Origin of the sequence: Azospirillum formosense (genome assembly GCF_040500525.1) — a bacterium.
Taxonomy (GTDB): Bacteria; Pseudomonadota; Alphaproteobacteria; order Azospirillales; family Azospirillaceae; genus Azospirillum; species Azospirillum formosense_A.
Genome location: NZ_CP159402.1, coordinates 775,031 through 791,769 on the forward strand (window position 1 = coordinate 775,031; position 16,739 = coordinate 791,769).

General features: G+C 69.2%; 19 protein-coding genes and 1 other RNA gene. 11 read left to right on the top strand and 9 right to left on the bottom strand.

All coding sequences use genetic code 11. The features are described from left to right. Position 1 precedes the first annotated feature (1 nt). The gene (locus ABVN73_RS03630) at positions 2-250 is read right to left on the bottom strand and encodes a DUF2312 domain-containing protein (protein ID WP_014239966.1); all 249 of its coding nucleotides are present in this window, start codon (positions 248-250) and stop codon (positions 2-4) included. A gap of 423 nt (positions 251-673) precedes the next feature. Here ABVN73_RS03630 and ABVN73_RS03635 point away from each other — a divergent pair, with 423 nt between their 5' ends. The 4 genes from ABVN73_RS03635 to ABVN73_RS03650 all read left to right on the top strand — a co-directional run bounded on the left by ABVN73_RS03635 (position 674) and on the right by ABVN73_RS03650 (position 4,064). Continuing rightward, positions 674-1,831, top strand: coding sequence for a Re/Si-specific NAD(P)(+) transhydrogenase subunit alpha (locus ABVN73_RS03635; protein ID WP_353858971.1), 1,158 nt, complete (start codon positions 674-676; stop codon positions 1,829-1,831). Positions 1,832-1,860: 29 nt separating this feature from the next. Beyond that, entirely contained in the window at positions 1,861-2,283 is a 423-nt protein-coding gene (locus ABVN73_RS03640) for an NAD(P) transhydrogenase subunit alpha (protein WP_353858972.1), read from the top strand. A 2-nt stretch (positions 2,284-2,285) separates the two neighbouring features. Then, on the top strand, positions 2,286-3,680 hold the full coding sequence (locus ABVN73_RS03645; RefSeq protein WP_353858973.1) for an NAD(P)(+) transhydrogenase (Re/Si-specific) subunit beta: 1,395 nt from the start codon (positions 2,286-2,288) through the stop codon (positions 3,678-3,680). Positions 3,681-3,776: 96 nt separating this feature from the next. Beyond that, complete coding sequence (locus ABVN73_RS03650; protein WP_353858974.1) at positions 3,777-4,064, top strand: DUF1330 domain-containing protein; 288 nt, start codon at positions 3,777-3,779, stop codon at positions 4,062-4,064. 70 nt (positions 4,065-4,134) lie between these two features. Here the strand turns inward: ABVN73_RS03650 and panB are convergent, their stop codons facing one another. Together panB and rpsU are read right to left on the bottom strand one after the other, a co-directional pair. Continuing rightward, positions 4,135-4,959: a 3-methyl-2-oxobutanoate hydroxymethyltransferase gene (panB, locus tag ABVN73_RS03655; protein ID WP_353858975.1), complete on the bottom strand. Its 825-nt coding sequence runs from the start codon at positions 4,957-4,959 to the stop codon at positions 4,135-4,137. A gap of 194 nt (positions 4,960-5,153) precedes the next feature. Beyond that, complete coding sequence (rpsU, locus tag ABVN73_RS03660) at positions 5,154-5,357, bottom strand: 30S ribosomal protein S21 (RefSeq protein WP_012974546.1); 204 nt, start codon at positions 5,355-5,357, stop codon at positions 5,154-5,156. 216 nt (positions 5,358-5,573) lie between these two features. On the opposite strand from rpsU, the gene def reads away from it, so the two are divergent. Together def and ABVN73_RS03670 are read left to right on the top strand one after the other, a co-directional pair. Beyond that, positions 5,574-6,116, top strand: coding sequence for a peptide deformylase (gene def, locus ABVN73_RS03665; protein ID WP_353858976.1), 543 nt, complete (start codon positions 5,574-5,576; stop codon positions 6,114-6,116). A gap of 1 nt (position 6,117) precedes the next feature. Next, complete coding sequence (locus tag ABVN73_RS03670) at positions 6,118-6,825, top strand: COQ9 family protein (protein ID WP_353858977.1); 708 nt, start codon at positions 6,118-6,120, stop codon at positions 6,823-6,825. A gap of 12 nt (positions 6,826-6,837) precedes the next feature. On the opposite strand, the gene ABVN73_RS03675 is transcribed toward ABVN73_RS03670, so the two are convergent. The 3 genes from ABVN73_RS03675 to ssrA all read right to left on the bottom strand — a co-directional run bounded on the left by ABVN73_RS03675 (position 6,838) and on the right by ssrA (position 8,200). Next, positions 6,838-7,206 carry a TfoX/Sxy family protein gene (locus ABVN73_RS03675; RefSeq protein WP_353858978.1) on the bottom strand — a complete coding sequence of 123 codons (369 nt, stop codon included), beginning with the start codon at positions 7,204-7,206 and terminating at the stop codon, positions 6,838-6,840. Between the two features lie 10 nt (positions 7,207-7,216). Next, positions 7,217-7,792: a ClpXP protease specificity-enhancing factor SspB gene (locus ABVN73_RS03680; protein WP_353858979.1), complete on the bottom strand. Its 576-nt coding sequence runs from the start codon at positions 7,790-7,792 to the stop codon at positions 7,217-7,219. A 31-nt stretch (positions 7,793-7,823) separates the two neighbouring features. Beyond that, positions 7,824-8,200, bottom strand: a transfer-messenger RNA (tmRNA) gene (gene ssrA / locus ABVN73_RS03685). A gap of 95 nt (positions 8,201-8,295) precedes the next feature. Here ssrA and thyX point away from each other — a divergent pair. Beyond that, entirely contained in the window at positions 8,296-9,234 is a 939-nt protein-coding gene (gene thyX, locus ABVN73_RS03690; RefSeq protein WP_137140274.1) for an FAD-dependent thymidylate synthase, read from the top strand. 32 nt (positions 9,235-9,266) lie between these two features. Continuing rightward, positions 9,267-11,177, top strand: a complete 1,911-nt coding sequence (locus tag ABVN73_RS03695; RefSeq protein ID WP_353858980.1) for a tetratricopeptide repeat protein — start codon at positions 9,267-9,269, stop codon at positions 11,175-11,177. Between the two features lie 18 nt (positions 11,178-11,195). Here the strand turns inward: ABVN73_RS03695 and ABVN73_RS03700 are convergent, their stop codons facing one another. Both ABVN73_RS03700 and ABVN73_RS03705 read right to left on the bottom strand, forming a co-directional pair. Then, a complete protein-coding gene (locus tag ABVN73_RS03700; protein ID WP_353858981.1) occupies positions 11,196-11,597 on the bottom strand; it encodes a DUF983 domain-containing protein in 402 nt (133 codons plus the stop codon). 60 nt (positions 11,598-11,657) lie between these two features. Further along, positions 11,658-11,861: a hypothetical protein gene (locus ABVN73_RS03705; protein WP_353858982.1), complete on the bottom strand. Its 204-nt coding sequence runs from the start codon at positions 11,859-11,861 to the stop codon at positions 11,658-11,660. 80 nt (positions 11,862-11,941) lie between these two features. Here ABVN73_RS03705 and ABVN73_RS03710 point away from each other — a divergent pair, with 80 nt between their 5' ends. The 3 genes from ABVN73_RS03710 (at position 11,942) to ABVN73_RS03720 (ending at position 14,745) form a co-directional block, all read left to right on the top strand. Then, the gene (locus ABVN73_RS03710) at positions 11,942-12,910 is read left to right on the top strand and encodes an ABC transporter substrate-binding protein (protein ID WP_353858983.1); all 969 of its coding nucleotides are present in this window, start codon (positions 11,942-11,944) and stop codon (positions 12,908-12,910) included. Positions 12,911-13,051: 141 nt separating this feature from the next. Further along, entirely contained in the window at positions 13,052-13,951 is a 900-nt protein-coding gene (locus ABVN73_RS03715) for an ABC transporter permease (RefSeq protein WP_353858984.1), read from the top strand. Next, entirely contained in the window at positions 13,948-14,745 is a 798-nt protein-coding gene (locus ABVN73_RS03720; RefSeq protein WP_353858985.1) for an ABC transporter ATP-binding protein, read from the top strand. The genes ABVN73_RS03715 and ABVN73_RS03720 overlap by 4 nt, the downstream gene beginning before the upstream one ends. Before the next feature lie 31 nt (positions 14,746-14,776). On the opposite strand, the gene ABVN73_RS03725 is transcribed toward ABVN73_RS03720, so the two are convergent. After that, on the bottom strand, positions 14,777-16,585 hold the full coding sequence (locus ABVN73_RS03725) for a monovalent cation:proton antiporter-2 (CPA2) family protein (RefSeq protein WP_353858986.1): 1,809 nt from the start codon (positions 16,583-16,585) through the stop codon (positions 14,777-14,779). Positions 16,586-16,739: the final 154 nt, after the last annotated feature.

Here is a 16,739-nt window from a genome sequence, read left to right on the forward strand (position 1 = left end):
GTTACTCCACCATCCCCAGCGCTTCCTTGTAGAGTTCCAGGATGGCTTCCTGCTCCTGACGGTCGGCCTTGTCCATTTTGCGCAGCCGGATGATCTGGCGGATGATCTTGGTGTCGAATCCGGTGCCCTTGGCCTCGGAGTAGACCTCCTTGATGTCCTCCTGCAGGCCGCGCTTCTCTTCTTCCAGGCGCTCGATGCGCTCCACGAAGGATTTCAGGCGATCCGCCGCAATGCCGCCGACGTCGGACATGATAAGGGTAACCTCAAATTGGGTGCTTCCGGGGAATCCGGCGCGGACGATATCGGCGGGCGCCGTCGATGGCAAGCGACTCCCGGCGTCGTCGGCGCGGATGCCACAGGGCCGGCCCATCGGCGGCACGCCATGGCCGGGTGTGCCCGGATAGTGGGATACGCCCGCGGCGGGGACCGCCGCCTCGGATGGACGCCTGATGCGAAAGACCGATGGCGGGACCTTGCGAAAGCGGCGACCTTGCACTTTCCGTTGCACGCGGGCGTGCCAACCCTCTCCGGGCTGTTGCGCCGCACCCGTCACCGCTGGTAATACCATCGACGCTCTAGAGCTTCACAAAGTCACATAAATCCGGCATTGATGCCGACGGTCTAGGCCGATTGCACGCAAATCGGCCACTTGCGGCAGGGGAGATAAACAACCATGAAAATCGCCATACCCAGGGAGCGGCGCGCGGGCGAGAATCGCGTCGCGGCTTCTCCGGAGACGGTCAAGAAACTCAAAGCCCTCAGCCTGGAAGTGGTCGTGGAGACCGGGGCCGGTCTGGGCTCGAACCTGCCGGACCGGGTCTATCAGGACGCCGGCGCGGAGATCGCGCCGGACGCCGCGTCGGCGTTGGCCGACGCCGACATCGTGCTGAAGGTGCAGCGCCCGCTGCTGGCCGGGGAAGGGGACCTCGACGAGCTGGCGCTGCTCAAGCGCGGCGCGCTGCTGTTCGCCATCCTCAACCCCTACAACAGCCGCGACCATGTGGCGGCCTACGCGGCGGCCGGGGTCAACGCGTTTGCCATGGAGTTCATGCCGCGCATCACCCGCGCCCAGGTCATGGACGTGCTGTCCTCGCAGGCCAACCTCGCCGGCTACAAGGCGGTGGTGGACGCCGCCAGCGAGTACGGCCGGGCCTACCCGATGATGATGACCGCGGCGGGCACGGTGCCGCCGGCGCGCGCCTTCATCATGGGCGTCGGCGTGGCCGGCCTGCAGGCGATCGCCACGGCCAAGCGGCTGGGCGCCATCGTCTCGGCGACCGACGTGCGTCCGGCGGTCAAGGAGCAGGTGCAGAGCCTCGGCGGCAGCTTCGTCGCGGTGGAGAACGACGAGTTCAAACAGGCCGAGACGGCGGGCGGCTACGCCAAGGAGATGTCCGACGACTACAAGCGCCAGCAGGCGGCGCTGGTGGCCGAGCACATCAAGAAGCAGGACATCGTCATCACCACGGCGCTGATCCCCGGGCGCAAGGCGCCGATCCTGGTGACGCGCGAGCATGTCGCCTCGATGAAGCCGGGCTCGGTGATCATCGATCTGGCGGTCGAGCAGGGCGGCAACGTCGAGGGCTCGGAGCTGGGCAAGGTCGTCACCACGGAGAACGGGGTGAAGATCGTCGGCCACACCAACTACCCCAGCCGCATCGCCGAGAGCGCCTCGCTACTCTACGCCAAGAACCTGCTCGCGCTGCTGCAGTCGCTGCACGACAAGGAGAAGGGCGTCACGCTCAACTGGGACGACGAGATCGTGAAGGCCATCGCGCTCACCCGCGATGGGCAGGTCGTCCATCCCGCCTTCGCCGGCCAGACGGTCTAAAGGCCGGACGGAATTAGGGAGAGACACTTATGGATCAGACTCAATTGTCCAGCCGCGTCGCCGAGCTGAAGGCCCAGCTCGCCGCGGCCAGCCAGCAGATCGACGCGCTCGCCGCCCAGGCCGCCGCGCTCGGCCACGCCGCCCCCGTCGCGGACGCGGCGAGCCACGGCAGCTTCTTCATCACCGGCCTGACGGTGTTCGTTCTGGCCTGCTTCGTGGGCTACTACGTGGTGTGGCGGGTGACGCCGGCGCTGCACTCGCCGCTGATGGCGGTGACCAACGCGGTGTCCTCGGTGATCATCGTCGGCGCCCTGATCGCCGCCGGCCCGGCCGGCTTCGGCTTCTCCAAGATCATGGGCTTCCTCGCCGTCATCCTGGCCAGCGTCAACATCTTCGGCGGCTTCCTGGTCACCCAGCGCATGCTGTCGATGTTCAAGAAGAAGGGCAAGTAACCATGGAAAGCCTCTCCGCCCTTCTTTACCTCGTCGCCTCGGTCTGCTTCATCATGGCCCTGCGCGGCCTGTCCAGCCCGGAGACCTCCCGCCAGGGCAACCTCTTCGGCATGGCCGGCATGACCATCGCCGTGCTGACCACGCTGGCCCTGCCCATCGTCCAGTCCTACTGGATGATCGTGCTCGGCATCGCCATCGGCGGCGGCATCGGCTACGTCATCGCCAAGAAGATCGAGATGACCGCCCTGCCGCAGCTCGTCGCCGCCTTCCACTCGCTGGTCGGTCTGGCCGCGGTGTTCGTGGCGCTGTCGGCCTTCTACTCGCCCGAGGCCTACGGCATCGGCGTGCCCGGCGCCATCGCCAAGGGCTCGCTGGTCGAGATGGCGCTGGGCACCGCCATCGGCGCCATCACCTTCACCGGCTCGATCGTCGCCTTTGCCAAGCTGCAGGGCCTGGTCACCGGCAAGCCGCTGGTCTTCCCCTACCAGCACCACCTCAACGCCGGCCTCGGCGTCCTCACCGTCCTGCTCATCATCTGGCTGGTGCAGTCGAATTCCGGCGCGGCGATGTGGATCATCGTGCTGGTCGCGCTGGCGCTGGGCTTCCTGCTGATCCTGCCGATCGGCGGCGCCGACATGCCGGTGGTGATCTCGATGCTGAACAGCTATTCCGGCTGGGCGGCGGCGGGCATCGGCTTCACGCTGCAGAACAACCTGCTGATCGTCACGGGCGCGCTGGTCGGCTCGTCGGGCGCGATCCTGTCCTACATCATGTGCAAGGGCATGAACCGCTCGATCTTCAACGTTATCCTGGGCGGCTTCGGCGGCGACAGCGGGGCGGCGTCGGCGGCGGCCGGCGGCGGCGAGCGCGGCACGGTCAAGGCCGGCTCGCCGGAGGACGCGGCCTACATCATGAAGAACGCCCAGTCGGTGATCATCGTGCCCGGTTACGGCATGGCGGTGGCCCAGGCCCAGCACGCGCTGCGCGAGATGGCCGACCTGCTGAAGAAGGAAGGCGTCGAGGTCAAGTACGCCATCCACCCGGTGGCGGGGCGCATGCCGGGGCACATGAACGTGCTGCTGGCCGAGGCCAACGTGCCCTACGACGAGGTGTTCGAGCTGGAGGACATCAACCGCGACTTCAGCACGGCGGACGTGGCCTTCGTAATCGGCGCCAACGACGTGACCAACCCGGCGGCCAAGACCGACCCGCAGTCGCCGATCTACGGCATGCCGATCCTCGACGTCGAGAAGGCCAAGACGGTGTTCTTCATCAAGCGCGGCATGGCCGCCGGCTACGCCGGCGTCGAGAACGAGCTGTTCTTCCGCCCCAACACCATGATGCTCTTCGGCGACGCCAAGAAGGTCACCGAAGAGGTCGTGAAGTCGATGGAGTGACCCGCGCCCTCATGGCTGTGGGTTAAGATGAACCCCCGGGGCAGGCTCGCCCCGGGGGTTTCTTTTTTTGCCCCCAGGAAACGGAGAGAGGACGCCATGCCCGCCTACATCATCGCCGACGTGAACGTGACGAATCCCGCGGCCTATGAAAATTACAAGAAGCTGACCCCGAACGCGGTCGCCAAAAACGGCGGGCGCTTCATCGCCCGCGGCGGGCAGGCGGAGGAGCTGGAGGGCGGCTGGCAGCCCGACCGCGTGGTCATCCTGGAATTCTCGGACTACGCCGCCGCGAAGGCCTTCTACGACAGCCCCGAGTACCGCGAGGCGCGCGAGGCCCGGAAGGACGCCGCCGACTTCCGCATGATCGTGGTGGACGGCGCCTGACGCTCCCCGGAACAAGAAAAAAGCCGTGCGGGGCCGCACGGCTTTTTCTTCCGGAAAGGGAAGGGTGCCCTTACGCCTTCTTGATGCCGAAGCAATGCTCCGGACCGGGGAAGCTACGGGCCTTCACCTCGGCGGCGTAGGTCGCGGCGGCGTCGCCGATGGCGGTGCCGAGCTGGGCGTAGCGCTTGACGAACTTGGGCTGGAACTCGCCGAACAGGCCGAACATGTCGTCGGACACCAGGACCTGCCCGTCGCAGGCGGGGGAGGCGCCGATGCCGATGGTCGGGACGGTCACATCCTCGGTGATCTGGCGGGCCAGCGACTCCATCGTGCCCTCGATGACCAGGGAGAAGGCGCCGGCCTCGGCGATGGCGCGGGCGTCGGCGCGGATGCGCTCCGCCGCCTCCGGATCGCGGCCCACCGCCTTGTAGCCGCCGAGCGCGTTGACCGACTGCGGCAGCAGCCCGACATGGCCCATCACCGGGATGCCGCGGGTGGTCAGGTAGGCCACCGTCTCGGCCATCTCCAGCCCGCCTTCCACCTTCACCGCCTGGGCGCCGCTCTCCGCCATGACGCGGGCGGCGTTGCGGAAGGCCACCTGGGGGCTTTCCTGGTAGCTGCCGAAGGGAAGGTCGACGACCACGCAGGCGTGACGCGAGCCGCGCACCACGGCGGCGCCGTGGGCGATCATCATGTCGAGCGTGACGGGAAGCGTGCTGTCGAAGCCGTAGACCACCATGCCCAGCGAGTCGCCGACCAGCAGCAGGTCGACATGCGGGTCGAGCAGCCGGGCGACCGGAGTCGTGTAGGCGGTCAGGCAGACGATCGGCTCCCCGCTCTTGCGCGCGCGCAGCGCCGGCACGGAGACGCGCGGAGTGTCCTTGGATGCGCTCATTGGCGACCCTCCCTATTCTTTTCTTGGCAGATCTTCCTTTGTGCGGCGAAGCGGACCGCAGATGCACCAAAACCGCCCACGCGCAGACGCGGGGCGGCAGGTGCAAGACACAAGAGGGGCAAGCGCGCGAACGCGCATGGATGCCCGGCGCGCCGGAGCGCGCCTGTCAATCCGGCGCGAAACGCGCCTGAGGATTAATAGCCCTCGCGCTCCATGCGCTTGCGGAGCAGCTTGCGGGTGCGACGCACCGCTTCAGCCTTCTCACGCGCGCGCTTCTCCGAGGGCTTCTCGTAGTTCCGGCGCAGCTTCATTTCCCGGAAAATGCCCTCGCGCTGCATCTTCTTCTTCAGCGCGCGGAGGGCCTGATCGACGTTGTTGTCTCGGACCAGAACTTGCACGTTAACCGTCACCTTTATCAAGTGAGCCGAGTTGCCATGAGGCAACAAACAGGCATGCGACAGGCATGCGCTTTCGGGCGCACCCCTTGTGTGGACCTTTATGTAGCACGGACGGGGCCGCCTGTGAAGCGGAGTCTTCCAACCCTGGGGGCCCCAAGGCGACAATGCGTGGGCAAAACGGTTGTCCGGCGCCCCGCGGCGCCCAGATAATAGGGCATGGCCCTGTTGAAGATTGCCCGCATGGGGCACCCGGTGCTGCGCAAGGTCGCAGACCCCGTGCCCGACCCGACGGCCCCGGAGATCCGGCGGCTGGCGTCCGACATGATCGACACCATGCTGGACGCGCCCGGAGTCGGGCTGGCGGCCCCGCAGGTGCACGAATCGCTGCGCATGATCGTGTTCCGTGTTCCCGCCCTGCGCTCCGGCGGCGAATCGGTGGAGCCGACGGTGCTCATCAACCCGGTGATCGAGCCGCTGGACGGCGGACTGGAACACGGGATGGAGGGTTGCCTGTCGATTCCCGAGCTGCGCGGCGTCGTTCCGCGATTCGCCCGCATCCGCTACCGCGGCGTCGGGCTGGACGGCGAACCCTTTGAGCGCGAGGCGTCGGGGTTCCACGCCCGGGTCATCCAGCACGAGTGCGATCATCTGGACGGCGTGCTTTACATCGACCGGATGACCGATCTGCGCTATCTGGCCTTCACCGACGAGGCGCATCACATCACCGAGGCGCTGGAACAGCAGGAGGGGAGAGACTGACATGGACGCTGCGCTGGACATGGACGCGGTGCGGGACGACATCCTGCTCTCCACGCTTCCCAACATCGTGTTCGACGGCTGGAGCCAGCAGGCGCTGCGCGACGGCGCGCAGATGGCCGGCTACGACACGGCGACCATGCACCGCGCCTTCCCCGGCGGCGTGCCGGAGCTGGTCGAGCATTTCGGCGCCTGGACCGACCGCCGCATGCTGGCCGAGATGGACAAGCATCCGCTCGACGAGATGAAGGTGCGCGAGAAGATCGCGCTCGCCATCCGCACCCATTTCGAGGTGCTGGAACCGCATATGGAGGCGAAGCGCCGCCTGCTCGCCTACCTCGCCATGCCGCAGAATCTCGGCATGGGGCTGACCATGCTCTACCGCACGGTGGACGCCATGTGGTTCGCGGCGGGCGACACCGCCACCGACTTCAACCATTACACCAAGCGCGCCACGCTGGCCGCGGTGCTCAGCTCCGCCACCTTCTACTGGCTGGATGACCGGTCGGAGGGCCATGCGGAGACCTGGGCCTTCGTGGACCGCCGTCTCGGCGACGTGATGAGCATGGGCAAGGCGATGTCCGCCATGGGCCGCGCCGGGCGCCTCCTCAGCCATCTGCCGAGCCCGGCGCGCTTCGCCCGTCAGGTCCGCCAGCGCGCCGGAAACGCCCCGGTGGACACCGCCTCCGCCCACATGGCGGAAAACATCTGAGGGCTCAGGCCTTCACTTGCCCGCGGGCACTTTTCTGCGGGCGGGCTTTTTGGCGGCGGCGGTGCGGATCGCCGCCGCCAGGGCCGGGCGGGCCCAGAACAGAAGCTCGTCGGGATCGTCCAGCGCCGAGTCGGGCGGCGGGAAGTAGGGCAGCACCGTCGGCTTGTCGTCGAACGGCTTGAAGGGGCGCAGGCCCAGCGCCTCGTAGTCCGGGCGGTTGCCGTCGTCGGCCTTGAAATACAGGATGTTGCGGGCGACCAGGGCGAACACGACGCCGTCGCAATAGACCGCGTAGCCACCGAACATGCGGCGGGCGGTGATGGCCCCCAGGGGCGTCAGCGACTCGCACAGGAAACGGACGAGTTCGCTGACCGTGGCCATGGCGGAAAACTTATTTTTTGCGGAAGGCGTCGAGCGCCACGACCTCGCCGCGCTTCGGCTCCTCGCCGGAGCGGTCGGAGTCGGGCTTGCCGGCGTCGGCCCTGGCCGAATCGGGTTTGGCCGAGTCGGATTTGGCGAGCTTCGCGATGGACGGCTTCGTGCCGTCCGAAGCCTTCCGCTCGGGCGCCTCGCGTCCGGGGATGGTAGCGACGTCCGCCGATTCGGCGGGCTCCACCGGCTGGAACTGCAGGGCGAAATTCTCCGACGGATCGGCGAAGGTGGTGATGGCGGCATAGGGAATGACCAGCCGCTCATGCACGTTGTTGAAGCTCAGCGTCACCTCGAAATGATCGTCGAGCGCCTCCAGCCCATAGAACTGGTACTGGATCACGATGGTCATTTCGTTGGGATACTGGGACGACAGATATTCTGGGATGTCGACGCCCGGGTAGCCCGTCCGGAAGGTCAGGTAGAAGTGATGATCGCCGGGGAGCCCGCGGTCCGTCACCTGGCGGAGCGCGTCACGGACGACACCGCGCAGGGCGGCCTCGACCATGCGGTCATAACGCAACTGCTCTCTCGGCATTCTTGGGCGGGTCCTTAACGCCAGACGGGTAAGTGTGGGCCTTCTGTTGCTAGGCGGCCCACGGCCCCACCCTCAGGTGCTACCCATCGGGGATTGATTTCGGTCAGTTACCGCTGTTAGGCGGCAACGGCGACCGGAGCAACGTTGTCGTTGGCAACTATTGCAATGGCCCGATAACGGCGGAACCATGCCGGGCGAAGACCATGCCTTTACCACGCGTGTCGATCCTATTTCGCCCCCAACGAACCCGCTCCCCACGGCAACGCCCGGGAGACCGGTGGTTTGTTTGGTGGAGGCGCCGGGTACCGCCCCCGGGTCCACAACGCTTATTCCGCAAGGCGTTTATCGCCATAGTCGGCTGCTGCCGACGGACCCAATATAGGCCCTTCGTCCGGAGATGGAAAGGGGGTGCCGCGGATTCTGACCGGAGGCCGCCGCGAAGGGGGTGACTGGCCGGGTCCGGGGACGTAGAGTGCCGCCCGAATTCAGTCCCCGGAGTACCCATGCCGATCACGCCCGAGCAGCGCGCCGAGATCGACCGCCTGCGCGCCGTCACCGCCACCACCCGCCGCGCCACCGTTCCGGCCCTGGAGGAGATCCTCTACGAGCCGCTGGAGGTCCTGGACCACGGCTTCGTGCGCGTCGTCGACTACATGGGCGACGATTCGGCCGTCGTCCAGGCGGCGCGCGTGTCCTACGGCAAGGGCACCAAGAAGGTCACCGAGGACGCCGGCCTCATCAAGTATCTGATGCGCCATCGCCACTCGACCCCGTTCGAGATGTGCGAGATCAAGTTCCACGTCAAGCTGCCGATCTTCGTCGCCCGCCAGTGGATCCGTCACCGCACGGCGAACGTGAACGAATACTCCGCGCGCTACTCCATCCTCGACCGTGAGTTCTACATCCCGACGCCCGAGAATCTGGGCGCCCAGGCCGTCGTCAACCGGCAGGGCCGCGGCGATGTCCTGCAGGGCGACGAGGCGGCGGCGGTGATGAAGCTGCTGCGCGACGATTCGGAGACGGTCTACGCCCACTACGAGGAGATGCTGAACCAGCGCGAGGACGGCACCACCATCGAGGAGGGCCGCCAGGGTCTGGCGCGTGAGCTGGCGCGCATGAACCTGACGCTGAATTACTACACCCAGTGGTACTGGAAGGTCGATCTCCACAATCTCCTGCATTTCCTCAGCCTGCGCGCCGACCCGCACGCCCAGTACGAGATCCGCGTCTACGCCGAGGCCATGCTGGACGTGGTGAAGCGCTGGGTCCCCGCCGTGTTCGACGCCTTCAGCGAGTACCGGCTGGGCGGCACCCACATGTCGAGGACCGGGCTGGAGGTCGTGAAGCGCCTGCTGTCCGGCGAGGCGGTGACCCAGGAGGCCAGCGGCCTGTCCAAGCGCGAGTGGCGGGAGCTGATGGACCAGCTCGGCCGCGCCGAGTAACGCCCGCTTCACCTGTGTAAGGACCAGCCGCCATGACACCGCCCCCGATGACTCCGCACGAGGCCGATGGACTTCACCGCCAAGGCCTCGTCGCGGCGCAGGCCGGGCGGTTCGACGAGGCGCTGGACCGGATCGGGCGGGCCATCGCCGCCTATCCCTCGGTCCCCATCTGGTGGGCGAATTACGGGCTGGTGATGGAAAGCCTGGGCGACGTCGCCGGGGCGGCCAACGCCTACGCCGGGGCGCTGAACCTCGACCCGTCGCTGGAGATGGCGATGGACGGGCTGCTCACCATGGCGGAGGCGGTGCGCCGGGCCGGCGATTCGGCGCGCGCGGAGGCCTTCTTCCGCCGCGCCATCGCCCTGAACCCGAAGACGCTGGCCGCCGTCGCCAATCTGGGCGTGCTGCTGCGCGCCCAGGCCCGGCGGGCGGAGGCGGTGACGCTCTACGGGCGCGCCGGACAGCTCGACCCGGCCAACTGGGCGCACCCCTACAACCTCGGCAACGCGCTGGCCGAGATGAACCGGCTGGGCGAGGCCGACGACGCCTATGGGGCGGCGCTCGCCCTCGCGCCGGGCCGGGCGGAGGTGCGGGCCAACCGCGCCACCCGCGTGCTCGCCATGCAGGGGCGGGCGGACGAGGCCCTCGCAGAGATCGAGGCCGTGGTGGCGCAGCACGGCGGCGTCGATTCGCTGCACGCCTCGCGCCTCTATCTGATGCAGTTCGTGCCGGGGCTGACCATGCCGGCCATCGCCCAGGCCCACGCGGACTGGGGCGCCCGCTACCCCGACCGTCCGGTGCCCGCGGTGGCCGCTCCGGTGCCGAAGATGCGCATCGGCTATGTCTCGCCGGACTTCCGCGCCCATCCCGTGGGCTTTTTCCTGGAACCGGTGCTGGCGAATCACGACCGCTCGGCCTTCGAGGTCGTCTGCTACGCCAACACCGCCAACCCGGACTGGAAGACGGAGCGGCTGATGGCCCAGGCCGACCACTGGGTCTGGACCACCGGCCTGGACGACGCGGCCCTGGCCCAGCGCATCCAGGCGGACGGCATCCACATCCTGGTCGATCTGGCGGGCCACACCTTCGGCAACCGCCTGCCGGTCTTCGCGCGGCGCGCGGCGCCGGTGCAGGCGACCTGGGCGGGCTATGTCGGCACCACCGGCCTGCCGGCCATGGATTACCTGATTTCCGATTCGCGGCAGAGCCCGCCGGGATCGGACGGCTGGTGCATCGAGGGCGTGGTGCGCATGCCCGACGCCTACGTCCCCTGGGCGCCGCCCGAGGACGCGCCGCCGGTCGGGCCGCTGCCGCTGGCGGCGCGCGGTCACGCCACCTTCGGCTCCTTCAACGCGCTGCCCAAGCTGAACGCCGAGGTCGCGGCGCTGTGGGCGCGCGTGCTGGATGCCGTGCCCGGCTCCCGCCTGCTGCTGCGCACGCCGGGGCTGGACGACGCCGGCACCGCCGCGCGCACGCTGGCCCTGTTCGAGCGGGCCGGGCTGGACCCGGCGCGTGTGGACCTGCGGGGCGGGGCGCCGCACCGGGAGTTCCTGGCCGGTTACGGCGAGGTCGACGTTGCGCTCGATCCCTTCCCCTATTCGGGCGGGCTGACGACGCTGGAGGCGCTGTGGATGGGCGTGCCGGTGGTGACGCTGGGCGGCGATCGCTTCTGCGCCCGCCATTCGGTAACGCACCTCGCCTCGGCGGGGTTGTCCGATCTGGTGGCCGACGGGCCGGACGGCTACGTCGCCAAGGCGGCGGCGCTGGCGGCCGACCCGGCGGGGCTGGCGGCCATGCGCGGCGGCCTGCGGGACCGGTTGGCGGCGTCCCCGGCGCTGGACGGCGTGCGCTTCACCCGCGCGCTGGAGGCCGCCTTCGGCGTGATGTGGCAGCGCTTCCAGGCCGGGCAGGGGCGGGCGAGCTTCGCCCTCAGTTTCGATTGAGCCAGTTTCGATTGAGGCTCAGGCGCGCTCCGACCCCGGCGCGCCGGTGCTCCACAGCAGCCCCAGCACCACGCCCTTGCAGCGCGGCAGCAGCAGGCCGGTCAGCAACAGGGTCAGCAGCGGCCAGATGGTGAGATGCACCCAGGTCGCCGGCTCGTAGCTCTGCTCGACCGACAGGACCGCCGGGATGATGATGTGGCCGACGATCAGGATGGTCATCCAGGGCGGAGCATCGTCGGCGCGCAGATGGCCGAACGCCTCGCCGCAATGGGAGCAGTGGTCCACCGGCTTCAGGTAGTTCCGCAGCAGGCGCCCGCGTCCGCAGGCCGGGCATTGCCCCATCAGCCCGCGCAGCGCCGCCGTCGTCTTCGACCGCGTCCCGTCTTCCGCTCCGACCGCCGCCCTGTCTTCCGCCGTCATGACCGTACCCCTGCGTTCCGCTCCCCGAAGGGCCTCATATGGGGAGGGAGCGACCGATCGTCACGCCGTTCCGTCGCCCGCACCCCGGGGTTGCGCCGCGCGCAGGGCCTCCACGCGGCGGGCGATGTTCTCCAGCCGCATCTGAAGCTCATGGGCGCACAGGGCGTGGGCGGCGGCGCGGGCCTCCGCCTCGATGTCGGCGATGGCGGATTCCAGGGCGTGGAGTCGGGCATTGAGTCGGGCGTCGCGCGGGTCTTCGCTCATCGGATTCATTCTCCGGCAGTTGACGGACCGGCCCCTGGGCGTCTACGGGATGCACAAACCCCCTCCGGGAGCCTGGAGCCATGATGATCACCCGCCTGTTCCTCGCCGCAGCCACGGCCGCCGTCGCGCTGTCCGGTCCGGCCGCGTTCGCGCAGACCAAGACCGTCGCCATCACCGCCATCGTCGAGCATCCGGCGCTGGACGCCACGCGCGACGGCGTGGTCGAGGCGTTGAAGGCCGCGGGCTACACGCCGGGTGACACCCTGAAGGTCGAGTATCAGAGCGCCCAGGGCAACCCCGCCACCGCCGCTCAGATCGCGCGCCAGTTCGCCGGCGCCCGTCCGGACGTGATCGTTCCGATCTCCACCCCCTCCGCCCAGGCCGTCGTCGCCTCGACCCGCGACATCCCGGTGGTCTTCACCGCCGTGACCGACCCGGTCGGCGCGCAGCTCGTCCGCAGCCTGGACAAGCCGGGCGCCAACGTCACCGGCGTGTCGGATATGGCCCCGGTGGCCGAGCATGTCGCGCTGATCCGCGAGATCGTGCCGTCGGTCAAGCGTCTGGGCGTCCTCTACAACGCCGGCGAGCCGAACTCCGTCTCGCTGGTCAAGGCGCTGAAGGACGAGGCGCAGAAGGCCGGGCTGACCGTGGTCGAGGCGACCGCCACCAAGTCCGCCGACGCCCAGCCCGCCGCCCGCAGCCTCGTCGGCAAGGTCGACGCGCTCTACGTGCCGCTGGACAACACGGTCGTCTCGGCGCTGGAGAGCGTCGTGGCGGTGGGCCAGCAGGCCAAGCTGCCGGTCTTCTCCGCCGACACCGACAGCGTGGCGCGCGGCACGGTGGCCTCCATCGGCTTCGATTACCGGCAGGTCGGCCGCCAGACCGGCGAGGCGGTCGTGCGCATCCTCAAGGGCGAGAAGCCGGGCGACGTTCCGGTGACCTTCGCCAAGGGCACCGACCTGTTCGTGAATCCGAAATCCGCGGCGGCGATGGGCGTGACCATTCCCGAGGCGGTGACCAAGCGCGCGACCAAGGTGGTCGGGCAGTAAGTTGTTTTGTTGAGGGGGAGTGGTTGCGGAGGGCCCCCTCCCGACCTCCCCCCGCTTCTCAGGGGGAGGAGAAAGCCCTCCCCTGCGGAGCGGGGGAGGGTTTGGGAGGGGGCCCGCCTCGACACGCCCCAAGGACCGATCATGAGTGAAATCGCCTTCTTCGGGGCCGTCGAGATCGGGCTGGTGTACGCGCTGGTCGCCCTCGGCGTGTACCTGTCCTTCCGCGTGCTCGATTTTCCGGACCTGACGGTGGACGGCAGCTTCCCGTTGGGGGCGGCGGTCTGCGCCACGCTGCTGGTCGCCGGGGTCAATCCGTGGATCGCCAGCCTCGTCGCGGCGCTGGCCGGGTCGATGGCCGGGCTGGTCACGGCGACGCTGAACGTCCGCTTCAAGATCCTGCACCTGCTGGCCAGCATCCTGACCATGATCGCGCTGTTCTCGATCAATCTGCGCGTGATGGGCCGCCCCAACGTGGCGCTGCTGATGCAGGACACGGTGCTGACGCCCTTCTACGGGTTGGGGCTGCCCGACCATGTGGTGCGGCCGCTGGTCGTGCTGGTCGTGGTGGCCGCGGTCGTCCTGCTGCTGGCCCGCTTCCTGAACAGCGAGTTCGGCCTCGCCATGCGGGCGACCGGCGTCAACGCCCGGATGGCCCGCGCTCAGGGCGTGCAGACGGACTTCCACATCTACGCCGGCATGGCGCTGTCGAACGGACTGTGCGCCCTGGCCGGCGCGCTGTTCGCCCAGACCAACGGCTTCGCCGACGTGACCACCGGCATCGGCACCATCGTGGTCGGGCTGGCCGCGGTGATCGTCGGCGAGACGGTGCTGCCCGCCCGCGCGATGCTGTGGGCGTTGGTCGGCTGCGTCGTCGGCTCCATCCTCTATCGTCTGGCGGTCCAGCTGGCCCTGTCGGCGGACGCCATCGGGCTCCAGGCCTCCGACCTCAACCTCGTCACCGCCGTCCTGGTCGCGGTGGCGCTGATCCTGCCGCGAATGCGGCTGAAAGCCGCGTCGAAGAAGAGGGAGGCCGCCCGATGATCACGGTCAACGGCATCCACGTCACCTTCGGGCGCGGCACCCCGCTGGAGAAGCACGCCCTGCGCGGCGTCGACCTGACGATCCCGGAAGGGCAGTTCGTCACCGTCATCGGCTCCAACGGCGCCGGCAAGTCCACCTTCCTGGGCGCGCTGGCCGGCGACGTCATCGCCGAGGAGGGCAGCATCGCCATCGACGGGGTGGACGTCACCCGCTGGGCGACGCCGAAGCGCGCCGCGCTGGTCGCCCGCGTCTTCCAGGACCCGATGGTCGGCAGCTGCACCGCGCTGACCATCGAGGAGAACATGGCGCTGGCCGCCGCCCGCGGGCGCCGCCGCGGCCTGGGCTTGGCCCTGCGCGGCGACCGCCGCCGGCATTTCCGCGAACGCATCGCGGAGCTGGGGCTGGGGCTGGAGAACCGGCTGCACGACCGCATGGGCCTGCTGTCCGGCGGGCAGCGGCAGGCGGTCAGCCTGCTGATGGCGACGCTCGCCGGGTCGAAGATCCTGTTGCTCGACGAGCACACGGCGGCGCTCGACCCGGGAACGGCGGAGTTCGTGCTCGGCCTGACCCGCCGCATCGTCGAGGAGAACCGGCTGACCACGCTGATGGTCACCCACTCCATGCGGCAGGCGCTGGATTACGGCGACCGCACGGTGATGCTGCACGAGGGCCGGATCGTGCTCGACGTGTCGGGCGAGCAGCGCGCCGGGCTGGACGTGCCGCATCTGCTGGCGCTGTTCGCCAAGCAGCGCGGCGGCGAGGACATCACCGACGACAGCCTGCTGATCGGGTGAGGTCTGATCGGCTGAGGCGGGGGAAGGAGCGTCAGACGGTCTTGCGGTCGCGCTCCTTCTCCGGGTCCTCGCGGTCGGCCTCGAAGAGTGCCTGAAGCTCGGCGGCGGCCTGCCGGGAGGTCTGGATCAGGCGGTTCTCGTCGTGGTGCACGGCGTGCTGGCGGATCAGCGTGCGCTCGTCATGCTCGCGGAAGGTCTCCAGCGTGCGGCGGGTCTCCTCGGGCGGCAGGCCCAGCGACTCCAGCACGCCGCCGGTCAGCCGCAGGCTCGAATCGTAGGTCTCGCGCACGAAATGCGTGACCCCGCGGTCCATCAGGAAATGGGCGTGGCGGCGGTTGCGGGCGCGGGCGTGGATGACGAGGTGGGGAAAGTGGCGCGTCGCCATCTCCACCACGCGCAGCGACTGTTCCATGTCCTCCAGCGCCACCACCAGCACCTTGGCCTTGTCGGCCCCGGCGGCGCGCAGCAGGTCGAGCCGCGACGGGTCGCCGTAATAGACCTTGTTGCCGAACCGGCGCACGACGTCGACCTGCTCGGCGCTCTGCTCCAGCGCGGTGAAGGGGATGCCGCGCAGCCGCAGCACGCGGCCGACGATCTGCCCGACCCGGCCGAAGCCGCAGATCAGCACCGGAGGCTCTCCGTCCGGCGCGATGGTGTCGTAGGGGCGGAGCGGCTTCACGATCAGCCGCGGCGCCAGCCAGCGCTCCTCCGCCGCGAAGACGAAGGGGGTGGCGATCATCGACAGCGTGACCACCAGCATGGCCGTCGCCGCCTGCCCCCCGGTCATCGCCCCGACGCCGACGGCCAGCCCGAACAGCACGAAGCCGAACTCGCCGCCCTGGCTCAGGACGGTGGACAGCCGCGTCGAACCGCCGGGGCGCAGCCCGGACAGGCGGGCCAGCCCGAACAGCGCCGCCGCCTTCAGCGCCATCAGCCCGAGCGCCAGCGAGAGGTAGCGCACCGGCTCGGCCATCAGCGCCGCCACGTCGGCGCCCATGCCCACCGACACGAAGAACAGGCCGAGCAGCAATCCCTCGAACGGCGCGATGTCGGCCTGCACCTCGTGCCGGTACTCCGAATCGGACAGCAGCACCCCGGCCATGAAGGCGCCGAGCGACATGGACAGGCCGGCCCAGGCGGCGAACAGGGCGCTGCCCAGAACGATCAGCAGGGCGGTGGCGGTGAAGATCTCCGGCGTCCGGGCGCCGTCCACGATGCGCAGCACCGGGCGCAGCAGGTAGCGCCCGCCGGCCAGGATCACCGCGATCGCTCCGCCGGCCTTCAGCACGGCCAGCCACGCCGTTCCGGCGTCCGGCACCTCCCCGGCGCCATGGCCGAGCAGGGGCAGCAGCGCCACCGCCGGGATGATGGCGAGGTCCTGGAAGAGCAGGATCGAGAAGGCGCTGCGCCCGGCGTTGGTGGTCAGCAACTCCCGCTCCGCCAGCATCGGCAGCACCATGGCGGTGGAGGACAGCGACAGGCCGAATCCGGTCACCGCGGCGGCGGCGGGGGTGAAGCCCAGCAGGAGGATGGTGGCGGCGGCGATCAGGACGGCGGTCACCGCGACCTGGGCGCCGCCGAGCCCTAGGACCGATCGCCGCATCACCCAGAGGCGGGCGGGGCGCAGCTCCAGCCCGATCAGGAACAGCAGCATGATGACGCCGAGTTCCGAGACGTGCCGGATCGCCTCGACGTCCGTCACCAGCCCGAGCCCGCCCGGCCCGATGGCCAGCCCCGCGGCGAGGTAGCCGAGCGGCCCGCCGAAGCCGATCCGCTTGGCCACCGGAACCGCCAGGACCACGGCGGCCAGCAGCACCACCAACGTCACGAAATCCGGCATCGGGCCCGTCCGCGCTGTGTCGAGGGACGGAATATGGGGGGCGTGGGGCGGGGTGCCTATGTGGCAGCCGTTGCCCCCCTCCCTGACCCTCCCCCGCTCTCGGCGGACCAAAGGTCCGCCTGCCGCGTCAGCGCAAACCTTTGGTTTGCGCGAG